This is a genomic window from Leclercia sp. 119287, from assembly GCF_009734485.1.
Classification (GTDB): domain Bacteria; phylum Pseudomonadota; class Gammaproteobacteria; order Enterobacterales; family Enterobacteriaceae; genus Enterobacter; species Enterobacter adecarboxylatus_C.
The window spans coordinates 4444063-4459374 of the sequence record NZ_CP046445.1; the positions used below are offsets into that span (position 1 = coordinate 4444063).

Annotated in this window: 17 protein-coding genes; 6 read left to right on the plus strand and 11 right to left on the minus strand. The window is 57.7% G+C overall.

Going from position 1 to position 15312, the window contains the following annotated elements:
* Positions 1-32: 32 nt before the first annotated feature.
* From mdcE to mdcA, 5 genes are read right to left on the minus strand one after another with little or no spacing between them, the layout of a single operon-like run.
* Positions 33-833 carry a biotin-independent malonate decarboxylase subunit gamma gene (gene mdcE, locus GNG27_RS21420; protein ID WP_156264769.1) on the minus strand — a complete coding sequence of 267 codons (801 nt, stop codon included), beginning with the start codon at positions 831-833 and terminating at the stop codon, positions 33-35.
* Positions 833-1666 (minus strand): biotin-independent malonate decarboxylase subunit beta, encoded by an 834-nt coding sequence (locus GNG27_RS21425; RefSeq protein WP_156264770.1) that lies wholly within the window; start codon positions 1664-1666, stop codon positions 833-835. The genes mdcE and GNG27_RS21425 overlap by 1 nt, the downstream gene beginning before the upstream one ends.
* Positions 1659-1958: a malonate decarboxylase acyl carrier protein gene (gene mdcC / locus GNG27_RS21430; protein WP_142487349.1), complete on the minus strand. Its 300-nt coding sequence runs from the start codon at positions 1956-1958 to the stop codon at positions 1659-1661. The genes GNG27_RS21425 and mdcC overlap by 8 nt, the downstream gene beginning before the upstream one ends.
* 9 nt (positions 1959-1967) lie before the next feature.
* Positions 1968-2825, minus strand: coding sequence for a triphosphoribosyl-dephospho-CoA synthase (locus GNG27_RS21435; RefSeq protein WP_142487350.1), 858 nt, complete (start codon positions 2823-2825; stop codon positions 1968-1970).
* Positions 2825-4480 (minus strand): malonate decarboxylase subunit alpha, encoded by a 1656-nt coding sequence (mdcA, locus tag GNG27_RS21440; protein WP_156264771.1) that lies wholly within the window; start codon positions 4478-4480, stop codon positions 2825-2827. Before mdcA ends, GNG27_RS21435 begins: the two co-directional genes overlap by 1 nt.
* A gap of 227 nt (positions 4481-4707) precedes the next feature.
* Between mdcA and GNG27_RS21445 the strand changes: the two genes are divergently transcribed.
* From GNG27_RS21445 to GNG27_RS21455, 3 genes are read left to right on the plus strand one after another with little or no spacing between them, the layout of a single operon-like run.
* Positions 4708-5730 (plus strand): hydrolase, encoded by a 1023-nt coding sequence (locus tag GNG27_RS21445; RefSeq protein ID WP_156264772.1) that lies wholly within the window; start codon positions 4708-4710, stop codon positions 5728-5730.
* Positions 5727-5945, plus strand: coding sequence for a YheU family protein (locus tag GNG27_RS21450; RefSeq protein ID WP_106995183.1), 219 nt, complete (start codon positions 5727-5729; stop codon positions 5943-5945). Before GNG27_RS21445 ends, GNG27_RS21450 begins: the two co-directional genes overlap by 4 nt.
* Positions 5946-5975: 30 nt before the next feature.
* A complete protein-coding gene (locus GNG27_RS21455) occupies positions 5976-6845 on the plus strand; it encodes a phosphoribulokinase (protein WP_142487353.1) in 870 nt (289 codons plus the stop codon).
* An 88-nt stretch (positions 6846-6933) separates the two neighbouring features.
* On the opposite strand, the gene GNG27_RS21460 is transcribed toward GNG27_RS21455, so the two are convergent.
* Positions 6934-7338 carry an OsmC family protein gene (locus tag GNG27_RS21460; RefSeq protein WP_142487354.1) on the minus strand — a complete coding sequence of 135 codons (405 nt, stop codon included), beginning with the start codon at positions 7336-7338 and terminating at the stop codon, positions 6934-6936.
* Positions 7339-7647: 309 nt separating this feature from the next.
* Here GNG27_RS21460 and crp point away from each other — a divergent pair, with 309 nt between their 5' ends.
* Complete coding sequence (gene crp / locus GNG27_RS21465; RefSeq protein ID WP_000242758.1) at positions 7648-8280, plus strand: cAMP-activated global transcriptional regulator CRP; 633 nt, start codon at positions 7648-7650, stop codon at positions 8278-8280.
* Between the two features lie 56 nt (positions 8281-8336).
* Complete coding sequence (locus GNG27_RS21470; RefSeq protein ID WP_142487355.1) at positions 8337-10424, plus strand: YccS/YhfK family putative transporter; 2088 nt, start codon at positions 8337-8339, stop codon at positions 10422-10424.
* Between the two features lie 81 nt (positions 10425-10505).
* Here GNG27_RS21470 and GNG27_RS21475 read toward each other — a convergent pair whose 3' ends face one another.
* The 5 genes from GNG27_RS21475 to ppiA all read right to left on the minus strand — a co-directional run bounded on the left by GNG27_RS21475 (position 10506) and on the right by ppiA (position 13848).
* A complete protein-coding gene (locus tag GNG27_RS21475) occupies positions 10506-11726 on the minus strand; it encodes an aspartate aminotransferase family protein (protein WP_156264773.1) in 1221 nt (406 codons plus the stop codon).
* A gap of 87 nt (positions 11727-11813) precedes the next feature.
* Positions 11814-12377 (minus strand): aminodeoxychorismate synthase component 2, encoded by a 564-nt coding sequence (gene pabA, locus GNG27_RS21480; RefSeq protein WP_156264774.1) that lies wholly within the window; start codon positions 12375-12377, stop codon positions 11814-11816.
* 30 nt (positions 12378-12407) lie between these two features.
* A complete protein-coding gene (locus GNG27_RS21485; RefSeq protein WP_156264775.1) occupies positions 12408-13010 on the minus strand; it encodes a putative adenosine monophosphate-protein transferase Fic in 603 nt (200 codons plus the stop codon).
* Positions 13000-13167: a YhfG family protein gene (locus GNG27_RS21490; RefSeq protein WP_142487359.1), complete on the minus strand. Its 168-nt coding sequence runs from the start codon at positions 13165-13167 to the stop codon at positions 13000-13002. Before GNG27_RS21490 ends, GNG27_RS21485 begins: the two co-directional genes overlap by 11 nt.
* Before the next feature lie 108 nt (positions 13168-13275).
* Positions 13276-13848 carry a peptidylprolyl isomerase A gene (ppiA, locus tag GNG27_RS21495; RefSeq protein ID WP_142487360.1) on the minus strand — a complete coding sequence of 191 codons (573 nt, stop codon included), beginning with the start codon at positions 13846-13848 and terminating at the stop codon, positions 13276-13278.
* A gap of 278 nt (positions 13849-14126) precedes the next feature.
* On the opposite strand from ppiA, the gene tsgA reads away from it, so the two are divergent.
* Positions 14127-15311 (plus strand): MFS transporter TsgA, encoded by a 1185-nt coding sequence (tsgA, locus tag GNG27_RS21500; RefSeq protein WP_142487361.1) that lies wholly within the window; start codon positions 14127-14129, stop codon positions 15309-15311.
* Position 15312 lies beyond the last annotated feature (1 nt).

Sequence of the window (15312 nt, forward strand, 5' to 3'; positions counted from 1 at the left end):
GCGTGCATCTGGCAGGTCTTTTCTTTTTGGTGTTACCAGCTTGCTCGCATACGTTCGCGTACGAGAGCCGAGCTGTGGCGATTGTCGGCACCCAGACGGCTTTTCAGCGTCGGATCCCGGCGAGCGTCATCAATGGCCTGTTGTAAGGTGGTTTTAACCAGCGCCAGATCGAGAGAGGAAGGTGCGTCCGGATTGCTGATATCCAGCAGGTTTTCCAGCAGTCCCAGGGTGGCGTAGTTACTGATGTCATACGCCATTGGCGGGATGGTTGCCGCCAGTTTTTCCAGTGCCTCTACGGTACGCAGCGTGATGCGTGCGGCAGACTCTTTCCCCATCGCGTGGATTAATACGCCCTGGTCATTAAAAGCGATCAGCCGGTTGGCCTGATAGCCGTGGGCCAGAAACGCCCCGGACATCGCTTTGCCGACGATAAGGCCAATCACCGGATGGCCCGCCAGACGCGCATTAGCATAGGCCGCAGCAGCACCGGCCAGCGCCTGGTGAATACCAAATCCCTCTTCGCGACGGCCATAGGCCTGGCTCGGCACGTCGATCACCGCCACAATCGGGCGTTTAACCGCTTTGTCAGCATCGGCCGCGACGGTTTCACTCACCACTTTGGCCAGGGTCCAGCCTTCCAGCAGACCGACTTCACCTCGTGCCGCACGTGGATAGTGGTTGTTGGCATCCGGTACCACCGCAACAAAGCGCACCGCTTCGCCATTCAGCTCGCCGTCCGCCGCCTGAACCGACGGGCAGAGCCCCTCCAGACGTTTGGCATTCGGCGCAAGGGTTTCCAGCCAGAGCTCACCACGGCTAATTGAAGTACTCATCATTTCACCTCCCGGGCAAAGAGCGCGTGAATCTGTTCAGTATCCGCCTGTTTGCGGGTATCGAAGTTGGTCAGACGTTCGAGATACCAGTCGTAATTGTCGGTGCGGTGTTTTGCCGGCACGCCTTTCGCAATCGCGTCGTTCATCGCCGCTTTCACCGCGTTGACGCCATCGCCCACCAGCGCATCCACCAGCCCGCTTTGATAGCGAATCTCGCCCCCGGTCATGCTCCAGATAAACGGACGGTCGCGGGAGTCGTACTCTTCAATGCCCGCTTCCTGCTCGATAACCTGAGGGCCGTTCAGCCCCAGACGCGCTTCGCGGGTCACAATCAGGTAGCTGCACAGCGCGGCCGCAATGGACATCCCGCCGAAGCAGCCGACGGTACCGGCGACAATGCCGATGACCGGGGTATAGCGGCGCAGATCGACAATCGCGGCGTGGATATCGGCAATCGCCGCGAGGCCGAGATTCGCCTCCTGCAAACGTACGCCGCCGGTTTCAAGGCTTAATACCGCCTGGGTTAGAATGCCGTTACGGTTATCTTCCGCTGCCAGCTCCAGCGCAGCCGCCATTTTTGCACCGGACACTTCGCCCATGCTGCCGCCCTGGAACGCGCCTTCAATTGCCACGACTACCGCGGGTTTGCCGTTGATGGTGCCTTTCGCCACCACCATGCCATCATCGGCCTGCGGCACAATGCCCTGCGGCCCCAGCCACGGAGAGATAATCCCTTCAAACGGATCCAGCAGTTCGCGATAGCTGCCCTCGTCGAGCAGGGCCTGCGCACGCTGGCGCGCTTTTAATTCGATAAAGCTGCTGTCATCACGCATGGCTCACCCCCTCAAAGACCTGTTCGATACGAATGCGTGCCACTCCCGGCGTTGCGCCAAAGTCGTGGATGGTCAGTTTGCCCGCCGGCAGGCTGCTGACGGTTTGCAATCTGTTGAACAGCGCATCCCAACGGTTACGGCTGTTATCGACCGAGGTGGTGATCTCGATGGTTAATGACTGGCCCTGGTCGGCGGTAAATAACACCTCCATATCCCCGGAGCCAACAACGCCTGCCAGCGCTTTGCCGTTCAGGTTACGGCTGGCGGGCAGAGTTAATGTAATTTTTTCCATAACATCCTCTTAATTCGCTAAATAAGGCGTCTCTATGCGGTCAAGGAACAGCGTGGCGGCAAGCAGGTCGGCCGCGCCGCCCGGAGAGGCATTGAGCAAGAGCATCTTTTTATCTAATACGGCGAGCGCGCGTTGCCCCTCTGGCTGTGCGGTGCCGCCGGCGGCTAATACCGCCCTGGCCCCGTCCTGCATGGTGTCTAACCCCTCCATACCGGCGCGGGAGAGCACGCAGGTATCGGTTAACGAGGTCATGATCGCCATCAGCGCATCGAGCCGGGCATGGGCTTCGGTACCGCCGTTAAGCCGGCTCAGGCGAAGCTGAGGCAACGCTCGCTGCATAATGTGCGGAAATGCCTGCTGCGCCTCTTCGCGCGCGCCCGGCACCCGATAACGGTGGGTGGCGCGCAGTCCTTTACTGAACACTTTCGGCGCGGCGTCATCCGGCAGTTTCGCCAGCTGCGCGGCGGTGTCGGCTATCGTCCGGGCTTGCGCATTGCCACCGAGCATCGCCACGGCGCTGACTAACAAGCCCAGCGCCCAGATAGCGCCCCGGTGGGTATTCACCCCGCCGGTGGCGGCCATCATCTGCTGCTCGCCTTCGCGCCCCAGCCGCCCCACGGTCTGCCGTAGCGCGATATCGGCCGGACGCTGCCAGCTTTGCAGCGCCAGCGCCTGAAACGTGGGGGTCAGGCTATGCGCCGAACGCTCCATCAGCGCGAGCGATAAATCGTGATGCGCGCCGTTCCCCCGACTGTCCACCAGACCGGGTTTCGGGCTGAGTCGCGCTTCGTCAATCAGACACTGCGTGGCGGTTCGCGCCAGCCATTCGGCACCGCCTTCAACCTGGATCCGGGGCAGAAGTTTCATTACCAGCTCCGGAATTTCGCAGGTGGGTTGTACAGACCGCCCGACCATTCAACCAGGTTGGAGACGCTGCCAGCCGCCAGCAGAGAGCGGGTGGCGTCGGTGCGGCGAATGCCCATATCTTCCGGGTAGAGCACTTTGCCACTCTGGCGCAGCTCGGCGACGCGTTTGGCGTCCACACCCAGGCCGATGTCGGTAATACCCGCGACGGCAGCGACCATGGCACGACGTTCCTCAAGATCTTTGGCCCGGTAGAGGTAAGCAATCCCCTCTTCCGTCAGCACGTGGGTGACGTCATCGCCGTAGATCATGACCGGGGCCAGCGGCATACCGGAGGCTTTCGCCACCTCGACAGCATCGAGTTTTTCGACGAAGGTCGGTTTCACGCCCGCCTGGAAGGTTTCCACCATCTGCACCACCAGCTTTTTACCGCGCTGCATTGGATCAGGTTCGGTGATCATGTTCAGCCAGGCCGGGGTGGCATGACGACGACCGTGCGGGTCGTGGCCCATATTTGGCGCCCCACCGAAGCCGGAAAGACGACCGCGGGTCACGGTTGAGGAGTTGGCATAGCCATCAACCTGCAGCGTAGAACCGATAAACATATCCACCGCGTACTGGCCTGCCAGCTGGCAGAAAGCGCGGTTAGAACGCATGGAGCCGTCGGCGCCGGTAAAGAAGATGTCAGGACGGGCACGAATGTACTCTTCCATCCCCAGCTCACCGCCGAAGCAGTGCACGCTCTCGACCCAGCCGCTTTCAATTGCCGGGATCAGCGTCGGATGCGGGTTCAGCGTCCAGTGTTTACAGATTTTGCCTTTCAGGCCGAGCTGCTCGCCGTAGGTCGGCAGCAGGAGCTCAATAGCGGCGGTGTTGAAGCCGATACCGTGGTTCAGGGACTGAACCTGGTGTTCCGCATAGATGCCTTTGATGGCCATCATCGCCATCAGAATGTGTTCCTGTTTGATCAGGCGCGGGTCACGGGTGAACAGCGGTTCGATAAAGAACGGCTTGTCTGCCACCACCACGAAATCAATCCAGGAGCCGGGGATATCCACACGCGGCAGATCGCACTCGTCGTCCACCAGCTCGTTCACCTGAGCGATGACGATGCCGTCGTGGAAGGCGGCGGCTTCGACCAGCGCCGGGGTATCCTCGGTACTGGCGCCGGTATAAAGGTTACCTTTACGGTCGGCTTTAAAACCGGCAATCAGCGCCACGTTCGGCGAGAGATCGACATACAGGCGGGAGTAGAGTTCGATGTAGGTGTGGATGGCACCGATCTCCAGCTGCCCGTCTTCCAGCAGCTGCGAAATACGCAGGCTTTGGGTACCTGAGAAAGAGAAGTCGAGTTTGCGGGCGATGCCCTTCTCAAAAATATCCAGGTGTTCGCTACGACCGACGCTCGGCATAATCATATGCAGATCGTGAACAATTTGCGGGTTCACTTCGGCCAGCGAGCGGGAGAGAAAGTCTGCCTGTTTTTGGTTATTCCCTTCCAGTACGACTTTGTCGCCTGGGGCGATCAGTTTTTCCAGCATGGCGACAAGGTCGCCTGTTGGCAGTACCTTGCCCTGCACCGGGACGGAAGCCAGGCGGCGCGCTTTTTCAGTGCGACGCGTGTTCCAGTTCCGGGCTGGCGTTTGCCCTGATAACATTGTTAACCTCCTGATTCAGCACATCTTTAGGTTTGCTTAACGTTGAGTTAAGTGTGCACCCTGGTGATAAAGTCATCAATTAAGCGCGCAGGGGAATCATTAGCCTGAGAGTAATAATCAAGGTAAATATTTGTGATCGGGATCAGTTCATGTTTCGGAAAACCAGGCTAAACGGGGTACAATTCGGAAGGTATCGTAAATAACAGACAATAATTAGCATCACCTTTATGGCCCAAATTATTCCATCAGACTTCAACATTGCACCCGACGAGAGCGCAGAATTTGTCCCCATGCGGGGCGTGGCTAATCGCCATCTGCAAACCATGCTGCCGCGCCTCATCCGTCGTAAAGTGCTTTTCACCCCCGTCTGGCAGCGCCTTGACCTGCCGGATGATGACTTCGTTGATTTAGCCTGGAGTGAAGATCCGCTTCAGGCCCGGCACAAACCCCGGCTGGTGGTCTTTCATGGCCTCGAGGGCAGCCTGCACAGCCCCTATGCCCACGGCCTGATTCAGGCAGCGAAAGCGCGCGGCTGGCTGGGGGTAGTGATGCACTTCAGGGGATGCAGCGGCGAACCCAATCGCCAGAAACGCATCTATCACTCCGGCGAAACAGAAGATGGCACCTGGTTCCTGCGCTGGCTGGCAGAGACCCACGGCCCGGCCCCCACGGCGGCGGTGGGCTATTCGCTGGGCGGAAACATGCTCGCCTGCCTGCTGGCAAAAGAGGGCGACAATATTCCTCTGGACGCCGCCGCCATCGTCTCTGCTCCGTTCATGCTGGAACACTGCAGCTATCATATGGATAAGGGCTTTTCGCGCGTTTATCAGCGTTATCTGCTTAACTTGCTCAAAGCCAATGCGGCACGCAAACTGAAGGCATACCCGGATACGCTGCCGGTCAGTCTGCGACAGCTGAAGAAAGTGCGTCGCCTGCGCGAATTTGACGATCTGATCACCGCCAAAATTCACGGTTTTGCCGATGCTATTGACTACTATCGCCAGTGCAGCGCCATGCCGTTGCTCAGCAACATCACGAAACCTGTGCTGATTATTCATGCTAAAGACGATCCCTTTATGGATCATCACTCGATACCCGCGCAGGAATTTTTGCCCGCTAACGTGCAGTATCAGCTGACCGAACACGGCGGACACGTGGGTTTTGTCGGCGGCACGCTGCGTCGCCCGACGATGTGGCTGGAAACGCGTATCCCGGACTGGCTGACCACATACCTGGAACCGATAAGATGATTATTCCCTGGCAAGATCTGGCTCCCGAAACGCTGGATAATCTGATTGAAAGCTTTGTGTTACGCGAAGGCACCGATTATGGTGAACAGGAGCTTTCGCTTGAGCAGAAGGTCGCCGACGTCAGGCGTCAGCTGCAAAGCGGTGAGGTGCTGGTCGTATGGTCCGAGCTGCACGAAACCGTCAACATCATGCCTCGCAATCAATTTCGCGGTTAACCGCGACATCTTTCCATTCAGGGAGTTGCTATGTCCGCCAGACATCCGGTTATTGCCGTTACAGGGTCGAGTGGTGCGGGTACCACCACCACCAGCCTCGCCTTTCGTAAGATCTTCTCGCAGCTGCATCTGCGCGCCGCGGAAGTGGAAGGCGACAGTTTTCACCGCTTTACCCGCCCTGAAATGGATATGGCGATCCGCAAGGCCCGCGATCTCGGCAAACACATCAGCTACTTTGGCCCGGATGCCAACGACTTTGGCCTGCTGGAGCAAACCTTCGCTGAATACGGGCGAAGCGGCACCGGTCAGGCGCGCAAATACCTGCACACTTATGACGAAGCGGTGCCCTGGAACCAGGTGCCGGGCACGTTCACCCCCTGGCAGCCGCTGCCGGAACCCACCGACGTGCTGTTTTATGAAGGCCTGCATGGCGGGGTGGTCACGCCGCAACACGACGTGGCGCGCCATGTCGATCTGCTGGTGGGCGTGGTGCCGATTGTTAACCTGGAGTGGATCCAGAAGCTGACGCGGGATACCAGCGAGCGCGGCCATTCCCGCGAAGCGGTGATGGACTCCGTGGTGCGCTCAATGGAAGATTACATTAACTTCCTGACGCCACAGTTTTCCCGCACCCACATTAACTTCCAGCGCGTTCCGACCGTAGACACCTCGAACCCCTTTGCCGCCAAGGCTATCCCGTCCCTGGACGAGAGCTTCGTGGTGATCCATTTCCGCAATCTGGACAATATCGATTACCCCTGGCTGCTGGCGATGCTACAGGGTTCGTTTATTTCGCATATCAATACGCTGGTGGTTCCGGGCGGGAAGATGGGGCTGGCGATGGAGTTAATCATGATGCCGCTGGTGCAGCGGTTGATGGAAGGCAAGAAAATCGACTGAGGCTTTGTTGCCGGATGACGCTGCGCTTATCCGGCCTACGTCCGTGCCGTTGTAGGCCCGGTAAGCGCAGCGCCACCGAGCAACGGGCTTACGCCTCGATCACTTCATACGAGTGGGTAATATTTACCGCTTTCTCCAGCATCAGCGCCACGGAGCAGTACTTCTCCGCAGAAAGATCGACCGCGCGGGATACCGCCGCGTCTTTCAGCGCTTTGCCGGTGACCACGAAGTGAAGGTTGATATGGGTGAACAGGCGCGGCGCCTCTTCACGACGCTCTGAGGTCAGTTTCACTTCACAGTCGGTCACATCGTGACGCCCTTTTTGCAGGATCGACACCACGTCGATCGCGCTGCATCCTCCTGCCGCCATCAGGACCACTTCCATCGGGCTTGGCGCTTTATCGCCGGAGTTACCGTCCATCAAAATCTGGTGCCCGGAAGCCGACTCACCGAGGAACGTTAGCCCTTCAACCCATTTCACACGTGCTTGCATTTTTATTAACTCCAGGATTGCATTTTTCCTGACAGATTACGCGCCAGTAACAATTCTGACAACGGAAGTCGACCTGCATCAAGCTGAAGCGAGACACCAGGAGACACGCGGCAAAAGCTATGCTAAAACAGTCGAGATGCTACAGTAATACATTGACGTTACACATGTATGCAGAGGACATCACACATTACAGGCTGCTAATTATTGTGCCAGCCAGACCCCAGGCAGGGGGAAGAATTCGATTGCAACCCCAGAGTACAGGTACATAGCCAGACTCTGGAGACAGCTTATAACAGAGGATAACAGCGCATGGTGCTTGGCAAACCGCAAACAGACCCGACTCTCGAATGGTTCTTGTCTCATTGCCATATTCATAAGTACCCATCGAAGAGCACGCTGATTCACCAGGGTGAAAAAGCGGAAACGTTGTACTACATCGTCAAAGGCTCAGTGGCAGTGCTGATCAAAGATGAAGAAGGCAAAGAGATGATCCTCTCTTACCTGAATCAGGGAGACTTTATCGGCGAACTGGGCCTGTTTGAAGAAGGTCAGGAGCGTAGCGCCTGGGTTCGTGCAAAAACGGCCTGTGAAGTGGCTGAGATCTCTTATAAGAAATTCCGCCAGCTGATCCAGGTGAATCCGGATATCCTGATGCGCCTCTCTTCGCAGATGGCTCGCCGTCTGCAGGTCACGTCCGAGAAAGTGGGTAACCTCGCCTTCCTCGACGTAACGGGCCGTATTGCCCAGACCCTGCTGAACCTGGCGAAACAGCCAGACGCCATGACCCACCCGGACGGTATGCAAATTAAAATTACCCGTCAGGAAATTGGTCAGATCGTCGGATGTTCTCGTGAGACAGTGGGTCGTATCCTGAAAATGCTGGAAGATCAAAACCTGATTTCCGCCCACGGTAAAACCATCGTGGTTTACGGAACACGTTAATTCCGCTAAAACGGCGTGGCATCGCACGATGACACGCCGTTTTTGTCTCTATCCCCATGTGGCGCAGGCTTATTTATCACCCGGAAGTTAACTACGCACTGCGGCAAACCCTGGTGTTGTGTCTCCCTGTGGCTGTGGGTCTGATCTTCGGTCATCTGCAACACGGCCTGCTCTTCTCTCTCGTTCCTGCCTGCTGCAACATTGCCGGTCTGGACACGCCACATAAGCGCTTCTTTAAACGTCTGACTATTGGCGGCTGCCTGTTCGCGGGCTGTAGCCTGGCCGTACAGCTGCTGCTGGCGCGGGATATTCCGCTGCCTCTGATTCTGACCGTGCTGGCGATGACGCTAGGGGTCACGGCTGAGATCAGCGCCCTGCATGCGCGACTGCTGCCCGCCTCGCTGATTGCGGCCATCTTTACCCTGAGCCTGGCGGGGAATATGCCGGTCTGGGAACCGCTACTCCTCTATACGCTGGGCACCCTCTGGTACGGGCTGTTTAACTGGTTCTGGTTCTGGATGTGGCGTGAACAGCCGCTGCGTGAGTCGCTGAGCATGCTCTATCAACAGCTGGCGGATTATTGCGAAGCAAAATACACCCTGCTGACGCAGCACACCGACCCTGAAAAATCGTTGCCGCCGCTGCTGGCCCGCCAGCAGAAGGTGGTGGATCTCATCAGCCTCTGTTACCAACAGCTGCATATGCTGGCGGCCAACAGGAATCATGAATACAAACGCCTGCTGCGCACCTTCCAGGTGGGGCTGGATCTACAGGAGCACATCTCCGTCAGCCTGCATCACCCGAAGGAGGTGCAGAAGCTGGTGGAGCGCAGTCACGCTGAAGCGGTGATCCGCTGGAACGCGCAGACCGTTGCGGCACGCCTGCGGGTGCTGGCAGACGACATTCTCTATCATCGCTACCCCACCCGTTTCACCATGGACAAGCAGCTCGGCGCCCTGGAAAAAATCGCCCGTCAGCATCCGGATAACCCGGTGGGTCAGTTCTGCGCCTGGCACTTCAGCCGTATCGCCCGCGTGCTGCGCACCCAGCGTCCGCTCTACCCGCGCGACCTGATGGCGGACAAGCAGAAACGCCTGCCGCTGATCCCCGCTCTGAGAAGCTATCTGTCGCTGAAGTCTGCCGCCCTGCGTAACGCGGCGCGCATCAGCGTGATGCTGAGTATCGCCAGCCTGATGGGCGTGGCGCTGCACCTGCCGAAACCCTACTGGATCTTAATGACCGTACTGCTGGTGACGCAAAACGGCTATAGCGCGACGCGGGTGCGTATTCTCCACCGGGCGGCCGGCACGCTGGCGGGGCTGATTATTGCCGGCGTGACCCTGCACTTCCACGTCCCGGAAGGCTACACCCTTGCCGGGATGTTGATGGTGACGCTGGTAAGCTACCTGATCATTCGCAAGAGCTACGGCTGGGCGACGGTGGGCTTTACGGTCACGGCGGTGTACACCCTGCAGCTGCTGACCCTGAACGGCGAGCAGTTTATTGTCGCCCGGCTGGCCGATACCCTGATTGGCTGCCTGATCGCCTTCGGGGGGATGGTCTGGCTATGGCCGCAGTGGCAGAGCGGGCTTCTGCGGCAGAATGCCCACGACGCGCTGGAAGCGGATCAGGAGGCTATCCGCCTGATCCTCAGCGACGATCCGCAGCCGACGCCGCTGGCGTGGCAACGCATGAAGGTCAATCAGGCGCACAACGCGCTGTTCAACTCTCTGAACCAGGCGATGCAGGAGCCGGGCTTCAATTCGGCGTATCTGGCGGACATGAAGCTGTGGGTGACGCACAGCCAGTTTATCGTCGAGCATATCAACGCGATGACGACCCTGGCGCGGGAGCATACGATGCTGACGCCAGACCTGGCGCAGCGATATCTGCAGTCGTGTGAAATTGCGCTTCAGCGCTGCCAGCAGCGTCTGGAGTATGACGCGCCGGGCGAAAGCGGGGACAGCAATATTCTGGAAGCGCCAGAGACCCTGACGCAAGGCCCCATGAGTACGCTGGAGCAGCATCTGCAGCGCACCATTGGGCATCTGAACACCATGCACACCATTTCGTCGGTGGCATGGCGTCAACGCCCGCATCATGGGATCTGGTTGATTCGACGGCTGAAGCGGACGCCGTACTAGCATTTTGCCCGGCGGCGCTACGCTTGCACGGGCCTACGGAGCCTGTAGGCCGGGTAAGCGCAGCGCCACCCGGCATTTCACTTACGCCTGAACCACCCGTTTCACCGCCTGCGCAAAGCGATTCATCCCTTCATCAATATCCTGGCTTTCCACCAGCAGCGATGGGGCGAAGCGCATCACGTCCGGCCCGGCGTTGAGGACCATTGCCCCTTCACCGGCGGCAGCGTAGAGGAAATCGCGCGCCCGGCCTTTGTACTGCGGCTTCAACTCGGCGCCAATCAACAGCCCCATGCCGCGAATATCGCTGAAGACATCATACCGGGCATCGATCTGCTGGAGGTGCTTCACAAACTGCTCGCGCTTCGTGTTGACGCCGCTCAGCACCTCCGGGGTGTTGATGATATCGAACGCTGCCCCAGCCACGGCACACGCCAGCGGGTTACCGCCGTAGGTGGAGCCGTGAGAACCCACGTGGAACGCCGAAGCGATATCCTGGGTGGTCAGCACCGCACTGACCGGGAAACCGCCGCCGAGCGCTTTGGCGCTGGTGAGGATATCCGGCGTCACGCCGTAGTGCATGTAGGCAAACAGATCTCCGGTACGGCCCATGCCGCTCTGCACCTCATCAAACACCAGCAGGGCCTGGTGCTGGTCGCACAACTCGCGCAGCCCCTGCAGGAATTCCGGGGTCGCCGCCATTACGCCGCCCTCGCCCTGAATCGGCTCAACCACCACCGCGCAGGTGTGATCGTCCATCACCGCTTTCACCGCATGCAGATCGTTAAACGGGACGTGAATAATGTCGGCCGGTTTCGGGCCAAAGCCATCAGAATATTTTGGCTGTCCGCCCACGGTCACGGTAAACAGCGACCGGCCATGGAAGGCGTTGTGGAAGGCGATGATTTTGGTTTTGAAAGGACTGTGGCGGGTGGAAGCGTAGTAGCGCGCCAGCTTAAAGGCCGTTTCGTTGGCTTCGGTGCCGGAATTCATAAACAGCACGCGCTCGGCAAAGGTAGCGTCGATAATTTTACGCCCCAGACGCAGCGCCGGTTCGTTGGTAAAGACATTGCTGGTGTGCCACAGGGTTTCGCCCTGCGTTTTAAGCGCCTCGACCAGCGCCGGGTGACAGTGGCCTAACGCCGTCACCGCAATACCACCCGCAAAATCAATGTACTCTTTACCCTGCTGATCCCAGACGCGGCTGCCTTTCCCCTTCACCGGGATAAACTCAGCCGGTGCATAAATTGGCAGGATAACTTCATCGAATGTTGCGCGCGTAATTGCAGATTGTTCAGTTGCCATGTAACCCCACCCTTTTTTAAGCAAGAAGCAGAAGTGAAAATATAATCACGAAATATGCTTAAAAAATCACTTTATGGCAACTAAAAATCAACGATGCAGAAAATTAGCCAGCAGCTGGTGACCCTGTTCGCTGAGAATACTTTCCGGATGGAACTGCACCCCTTCCAGATCCCATTCCCGGTGGCGGATACCCATAATCTCCCGGGTCTCGCTCCAGGCGGTGACTTCAAAGCAGTCGGGTAAGGTGGGCGGGTCAATAACCAGGGAGTGATAGCGGGTCACGGTAAGAGGATTATTGAGGCCAGAGAAGACCCCCGTACCGGTGTGGGTGACGGGAGAGGTTTTGCCGTGCATCACTTTAGCGGCACGAACAATGGTCGCGCCAAAAACCTGACCGATGGCCTGATGCCCAAGGCAGACGCCGAGGATCGGCAATTTACCGGCATAGTGCTCGATCGCCGCCAGCGAGATACCGGACTCATCCGGCGTGCAGGGGCCGGGAGAGATAACGATTTTCTGCGGGTTCAGCGCAGCGACATCTTCCAGAGAGAGCACGTCGTTGCGCCGGACCACCACCTCCGCCCCCAGCTCGCAAAAATACTGGTACAGGTTCCAGGTGAAGGAATCGTAGTTATCAATCAGCAGAATCATGGCGGCTCCCGAAAAAATGGCCGCCCTATTCTACTCAGTTTCCCGGGCTTCGCTTACCACTTTGCTGAAGATTGTGTTCAGCGCGCTCAGATCGCCCATCGCGCCGCTCTGGTTGGCCTGCGCCCACTCCTCAGGGTCGATACCGCGCCAGTCGAGCTGGAAACCGGCATGGATCGCCAGCTGTTCAAAGAAGATGCGCTGAACGATCCCGTTTCCGATGCGGAAAGGATGCAGAACGTTGATTTCGCAGTAGTAGTGGCTGAGGCGGTTAATAAAATCCGCTTTCTCAAGCCCGACGAGATACCCCTCCTCCTCCAGATCCTGCATCAGGGCATTGCCCTCTTTTTCGATATAGGCAAAGTGGCAGAACCGGGTGTCGCCCTGATAAATATCCATTTCACGAATATCTCCCGCCCAGTCAAAAATATCCTGGTAGAGATGGTGGTGGATGGCGCACAGGTGCGGCAGACCGCGCAACAGCGGCCCCATGCTCAGGGTTGCCGCACGTAGCGCGGTGAATTCATACGCCGCCTGCGCCAGACGCTCAGCCTGACGAATGCCCAGCCGGTTACGCATCACATTCAGTTCCGGATAGAGATAAGGATCGCGATCGTTGCCGTATTTATCGCTCATGCTGCCTCCCTAACGCTTCAAGACGGATCTGCGCCTCATCTGCGCTGAGGGTAACTAACGGGCTGTCGACCCCCTCAAGGCGGCGACTGGCCTGAAAATTCGCGTTTCGCTGTTGTTCCCAGAGACGGGATTTTTGCTTTTCAGTGAGCTTTTTCACCTGTTACCTCCCTGATTGTGCTCGTGTTGCCACAAGTATAAGCAGCAAACTGCGGTTTCGCAGGAAGGTAAAGGCAACGCGGGCAATGCCTGCCCGCGCCAGCAGGGATTAAGGCAGGACTTTCGCAGAGAGGATAACTATCGGTTTTGTCGGCACATTCTGGTAAGGGCCGACGTCGTGCGTCTGTACCTGAGAAATTTTGTCGGCCACGTCCATGCCTTTCACAACTTTACCAAAGACCGCATAACCAAAATCACGCTGGCCGTGGTCGAGGAAGGCGTTATCCGCCACGTTGAGGAAGAACTGGCTGGTGGCGCTGTCTTTATCGGCGGTACGCGCCATTGAGATGGTGCCGCGGCTGTTGCGCAGGCCGTTATCCGCTTCGTTCTTGATTGGCGGGTTCGGCTGTTTCTGCTGCATCTGTTCGTTGAAGCCGCCGCCCTGGAGCATAAAGCCCGGGATCACGCGGTGGAAGGTGGTGCCGTTATAAAAACCGCTGTTCACATAATCGAGGAAGTTTTTCACAGAAACAGGGGCTTTCTGACTGTTCAGTTCCAGCTCAATGTTACCGGCAGAGGTGGTCAACAGAACGTGCGGGTCTCCTTTGGCTGCCAGCGCAGCAGGAGAGAGGGCTGAGAGAGCAAGTACAGCCGCGACAGCCGCCAGGGTTGATTTGAGCATGAGAATTCCTTAACAAAGCGCAGTAAAGAAAGCGAATGGCTTGATTCTAAAGAGCAGTATGAATCCAGGCCAGCCATTTACCTAATTTTACGCATTTGAAACAGATGTAACCGTCGGGCAAACTGGCGCCACGGTTATTAACGTGATCTAAATCACACTGAAAACTGCAATTTTCGTTTAATTAATCATAAAAGATTTAATTAGATCACATTCGCGCTTAAAATCTGGCCGCTCGCAGCGCCGTCAACGCGCTTTACATTTTTATTCACAGGCCAGTCATGACTAACAGCAATCGTATCAAGCTCACATGGATCAGCTTCTTCTCCTACGCCCTTACCGGTGCGTTGGTGATCGTCACCGGGATGGTGATGGGAAATATCGCAGACTATTTCAACCTGCCAGTTTCCAGCATGAGTAACACCTTCACCTTCCTGAACGCCGGGATCCTGATCTCCATCTTCCTGAACGCCTGGCTGATGGAAATCGTCCCCCTGAAGACGCAGCTGCGTTTCGGCTTTGTGCTGATGGTGCTTGCCGTCGCCGGCCTGATGCTCAGCCACAGCATCGCCCTGTTCTCCGCCGCCATGTTTGTGCTCGGGCTGGTGAGCGGGATCACCATGTCCATCGGGACATTTCTCATTACCCACATGTATGAAGGCCGCCAGCGCGGCGCGCGTCTGCTGTTTACCGACTCCTTCTTCAGCATGGCAGGGATGATCTTCCCGATGGTGGCCGCAGCGCTGCTGGCACGCAGCATTGAGTGGTACTGGGTTTATGCCTGCATTGGCCTGGTCTACGTGGCGATTTTTGTCCTGACCTTCGGCTGTGATTTCCCGGTTCTCGGTAAAAAAGCCCAGACCACCAGCGAGCCGGTGGTGAAAGAGAAGTGGGGTGTCGGCGTGCTGTTCCTCGCCGTTGCCGCCCTGTGCTACATCCTCGGCCAGCTGGGCTTTATCTCCTGGGTGCCGGAGTATGCCAAGGGGCTGGGAATGAGCCTGAACGATGCTGGTCAGCTGGTGAGTGATTTCTGGATGTCGTACATGTTCGGCATGTGGGCATTCAGCTTTATCCTGCGCTTCTTCGATCTGCAGCGGATCCTCACCGTGCTGGCGGGTGCCGCCACCGTGCTGATGTACCTGTTTATCAACGGTTCGCCGGAACATATGCCGTGGTTTATCCTGACGCTTGGCTTCTTCTCCAGCGCCATTTACACCTCGATCATTACCCTGGGCTCCCTGCAGACCAAAGTAGCCTCGCCAAAACTGGTTAACTTCGTGCTCACCTGCGGCACCATCGGCACCATGCTGACCTTCGTGGTCACTGGCCCGATTGTGGCGCACAGCGGCCCGCTGGCAGCGTTACACACCGCTAACGGCCTCTATGCCGTGGTGTTCGTGATGTGCCTGGTGCTGGGCTTTGTGACCCGCCACCGCCAGCACAACACAGCGGCAGCGTCTCACTGAT

Coding starts and splice junctions, on each gene's coding strand:
- mdcE (WP_156264769.1), bottom strand. CDS start 833: ATGAGTACTTCAATTAGCCGTGGTGAGCTCTGGCTGGAAACCCTTGCG.
- GNG27_RS21425 (WP_156264770.1), bottom strand. CDS start 1,666: ATGCGTGATGACAGCAGCTTTATCGAATTAAAAGCGCGCCAGCGTGCG.
- mdcC (WP_142487349.1), bottom strand. CDS start 1,958: ATGGAAAAAATTACATTAACTCTGCCCGCCAGCCGTAACCTGAACGGC.
- GNG27_RS21435 (WP_142487350.1), bottom strand. CDS start 2,825: ATGAAACTTCTGCCCCGGATCCAGGTTGAAGGCGGTGCCGAATGGCTG.
- mdcA (WP_156264771.1), bottom strand. CDS start 4,480: ATGTTATCAGGGCAAACGCCAGCCCGGAACTGGAACACGCGTCGCACT.
- GNG27_RS21445 (WP_156264772.1), top strand. CDS start 4,708: ATGGCCCAAATTATTCCATCAGACTTCAACATTGCACCCGACGAGAGC.
- GNG27_RS21450 (WP_106995183.1), top strand. CDS start 5,727: ATGATTATTCCCTGGCAAGATCTGGCTCCCGAAACGCTGGATAATCTG.
- GNG27_RS21455 (WP_142487353.1), top strand. CDS start 5,976: ATGTCCGCCAGACATCCGGTTATTGCCGTTACAGGGTCGAGTGGTGCG.
- GNG27_RS21460 (WP_142487354.1), bottom strand. CDS start 7,338: ATGCAAGCACGTGTGAAATGGGTTGAAGGGCTAACGTTCCTCGGTGAG.
- crp (WP_000242758.1), top strand. CDS start 7,648: ATGGTGCTTGGCAAACCGCAAACAGACCCGACTCTCGAATGGTTCTTG.
- GNG27_RS21470 (WP_142487355.1), top strand. CDS start 8,337: ATGTGGCGCAGGCTTATTTATCACCCGGAAGTTAACTACGCACTGCGG.
- GNG27_RS21475 (WP_156264773.1), bottom strand. CDS start 11,726: ATGGCAACTGAACAATCTGCAATTACGCGCGCAACATTCGATGAAGTT.
- pabA (WP_156264774.1), bottom strand. CDS start 12,377: ATGATTCTGCTGATTGATAACTACGATTCCTTCACCTGGAACCTGTAC.
- GNG27_RS21485 (WP_156264775.1), bottom strand. CDS start 13,010: ATGAGCGATAAATACGGCAACGATCGCGATCCTTATCTCTATCCGGAA.
- ppiA (WP_142487360.1), bottom strand. CDS start 13,848: ATGCTCAAATCAACCCTGGCGGCTGTCGCGGCTGTACTTGCTCTCTCA.
- tsgA (WP_142487361.1), top strand. CDS start 14,127: ATGACTAACAGCAATCGTATCAAGCTCACATGGATCAGCTTCTTCTCC.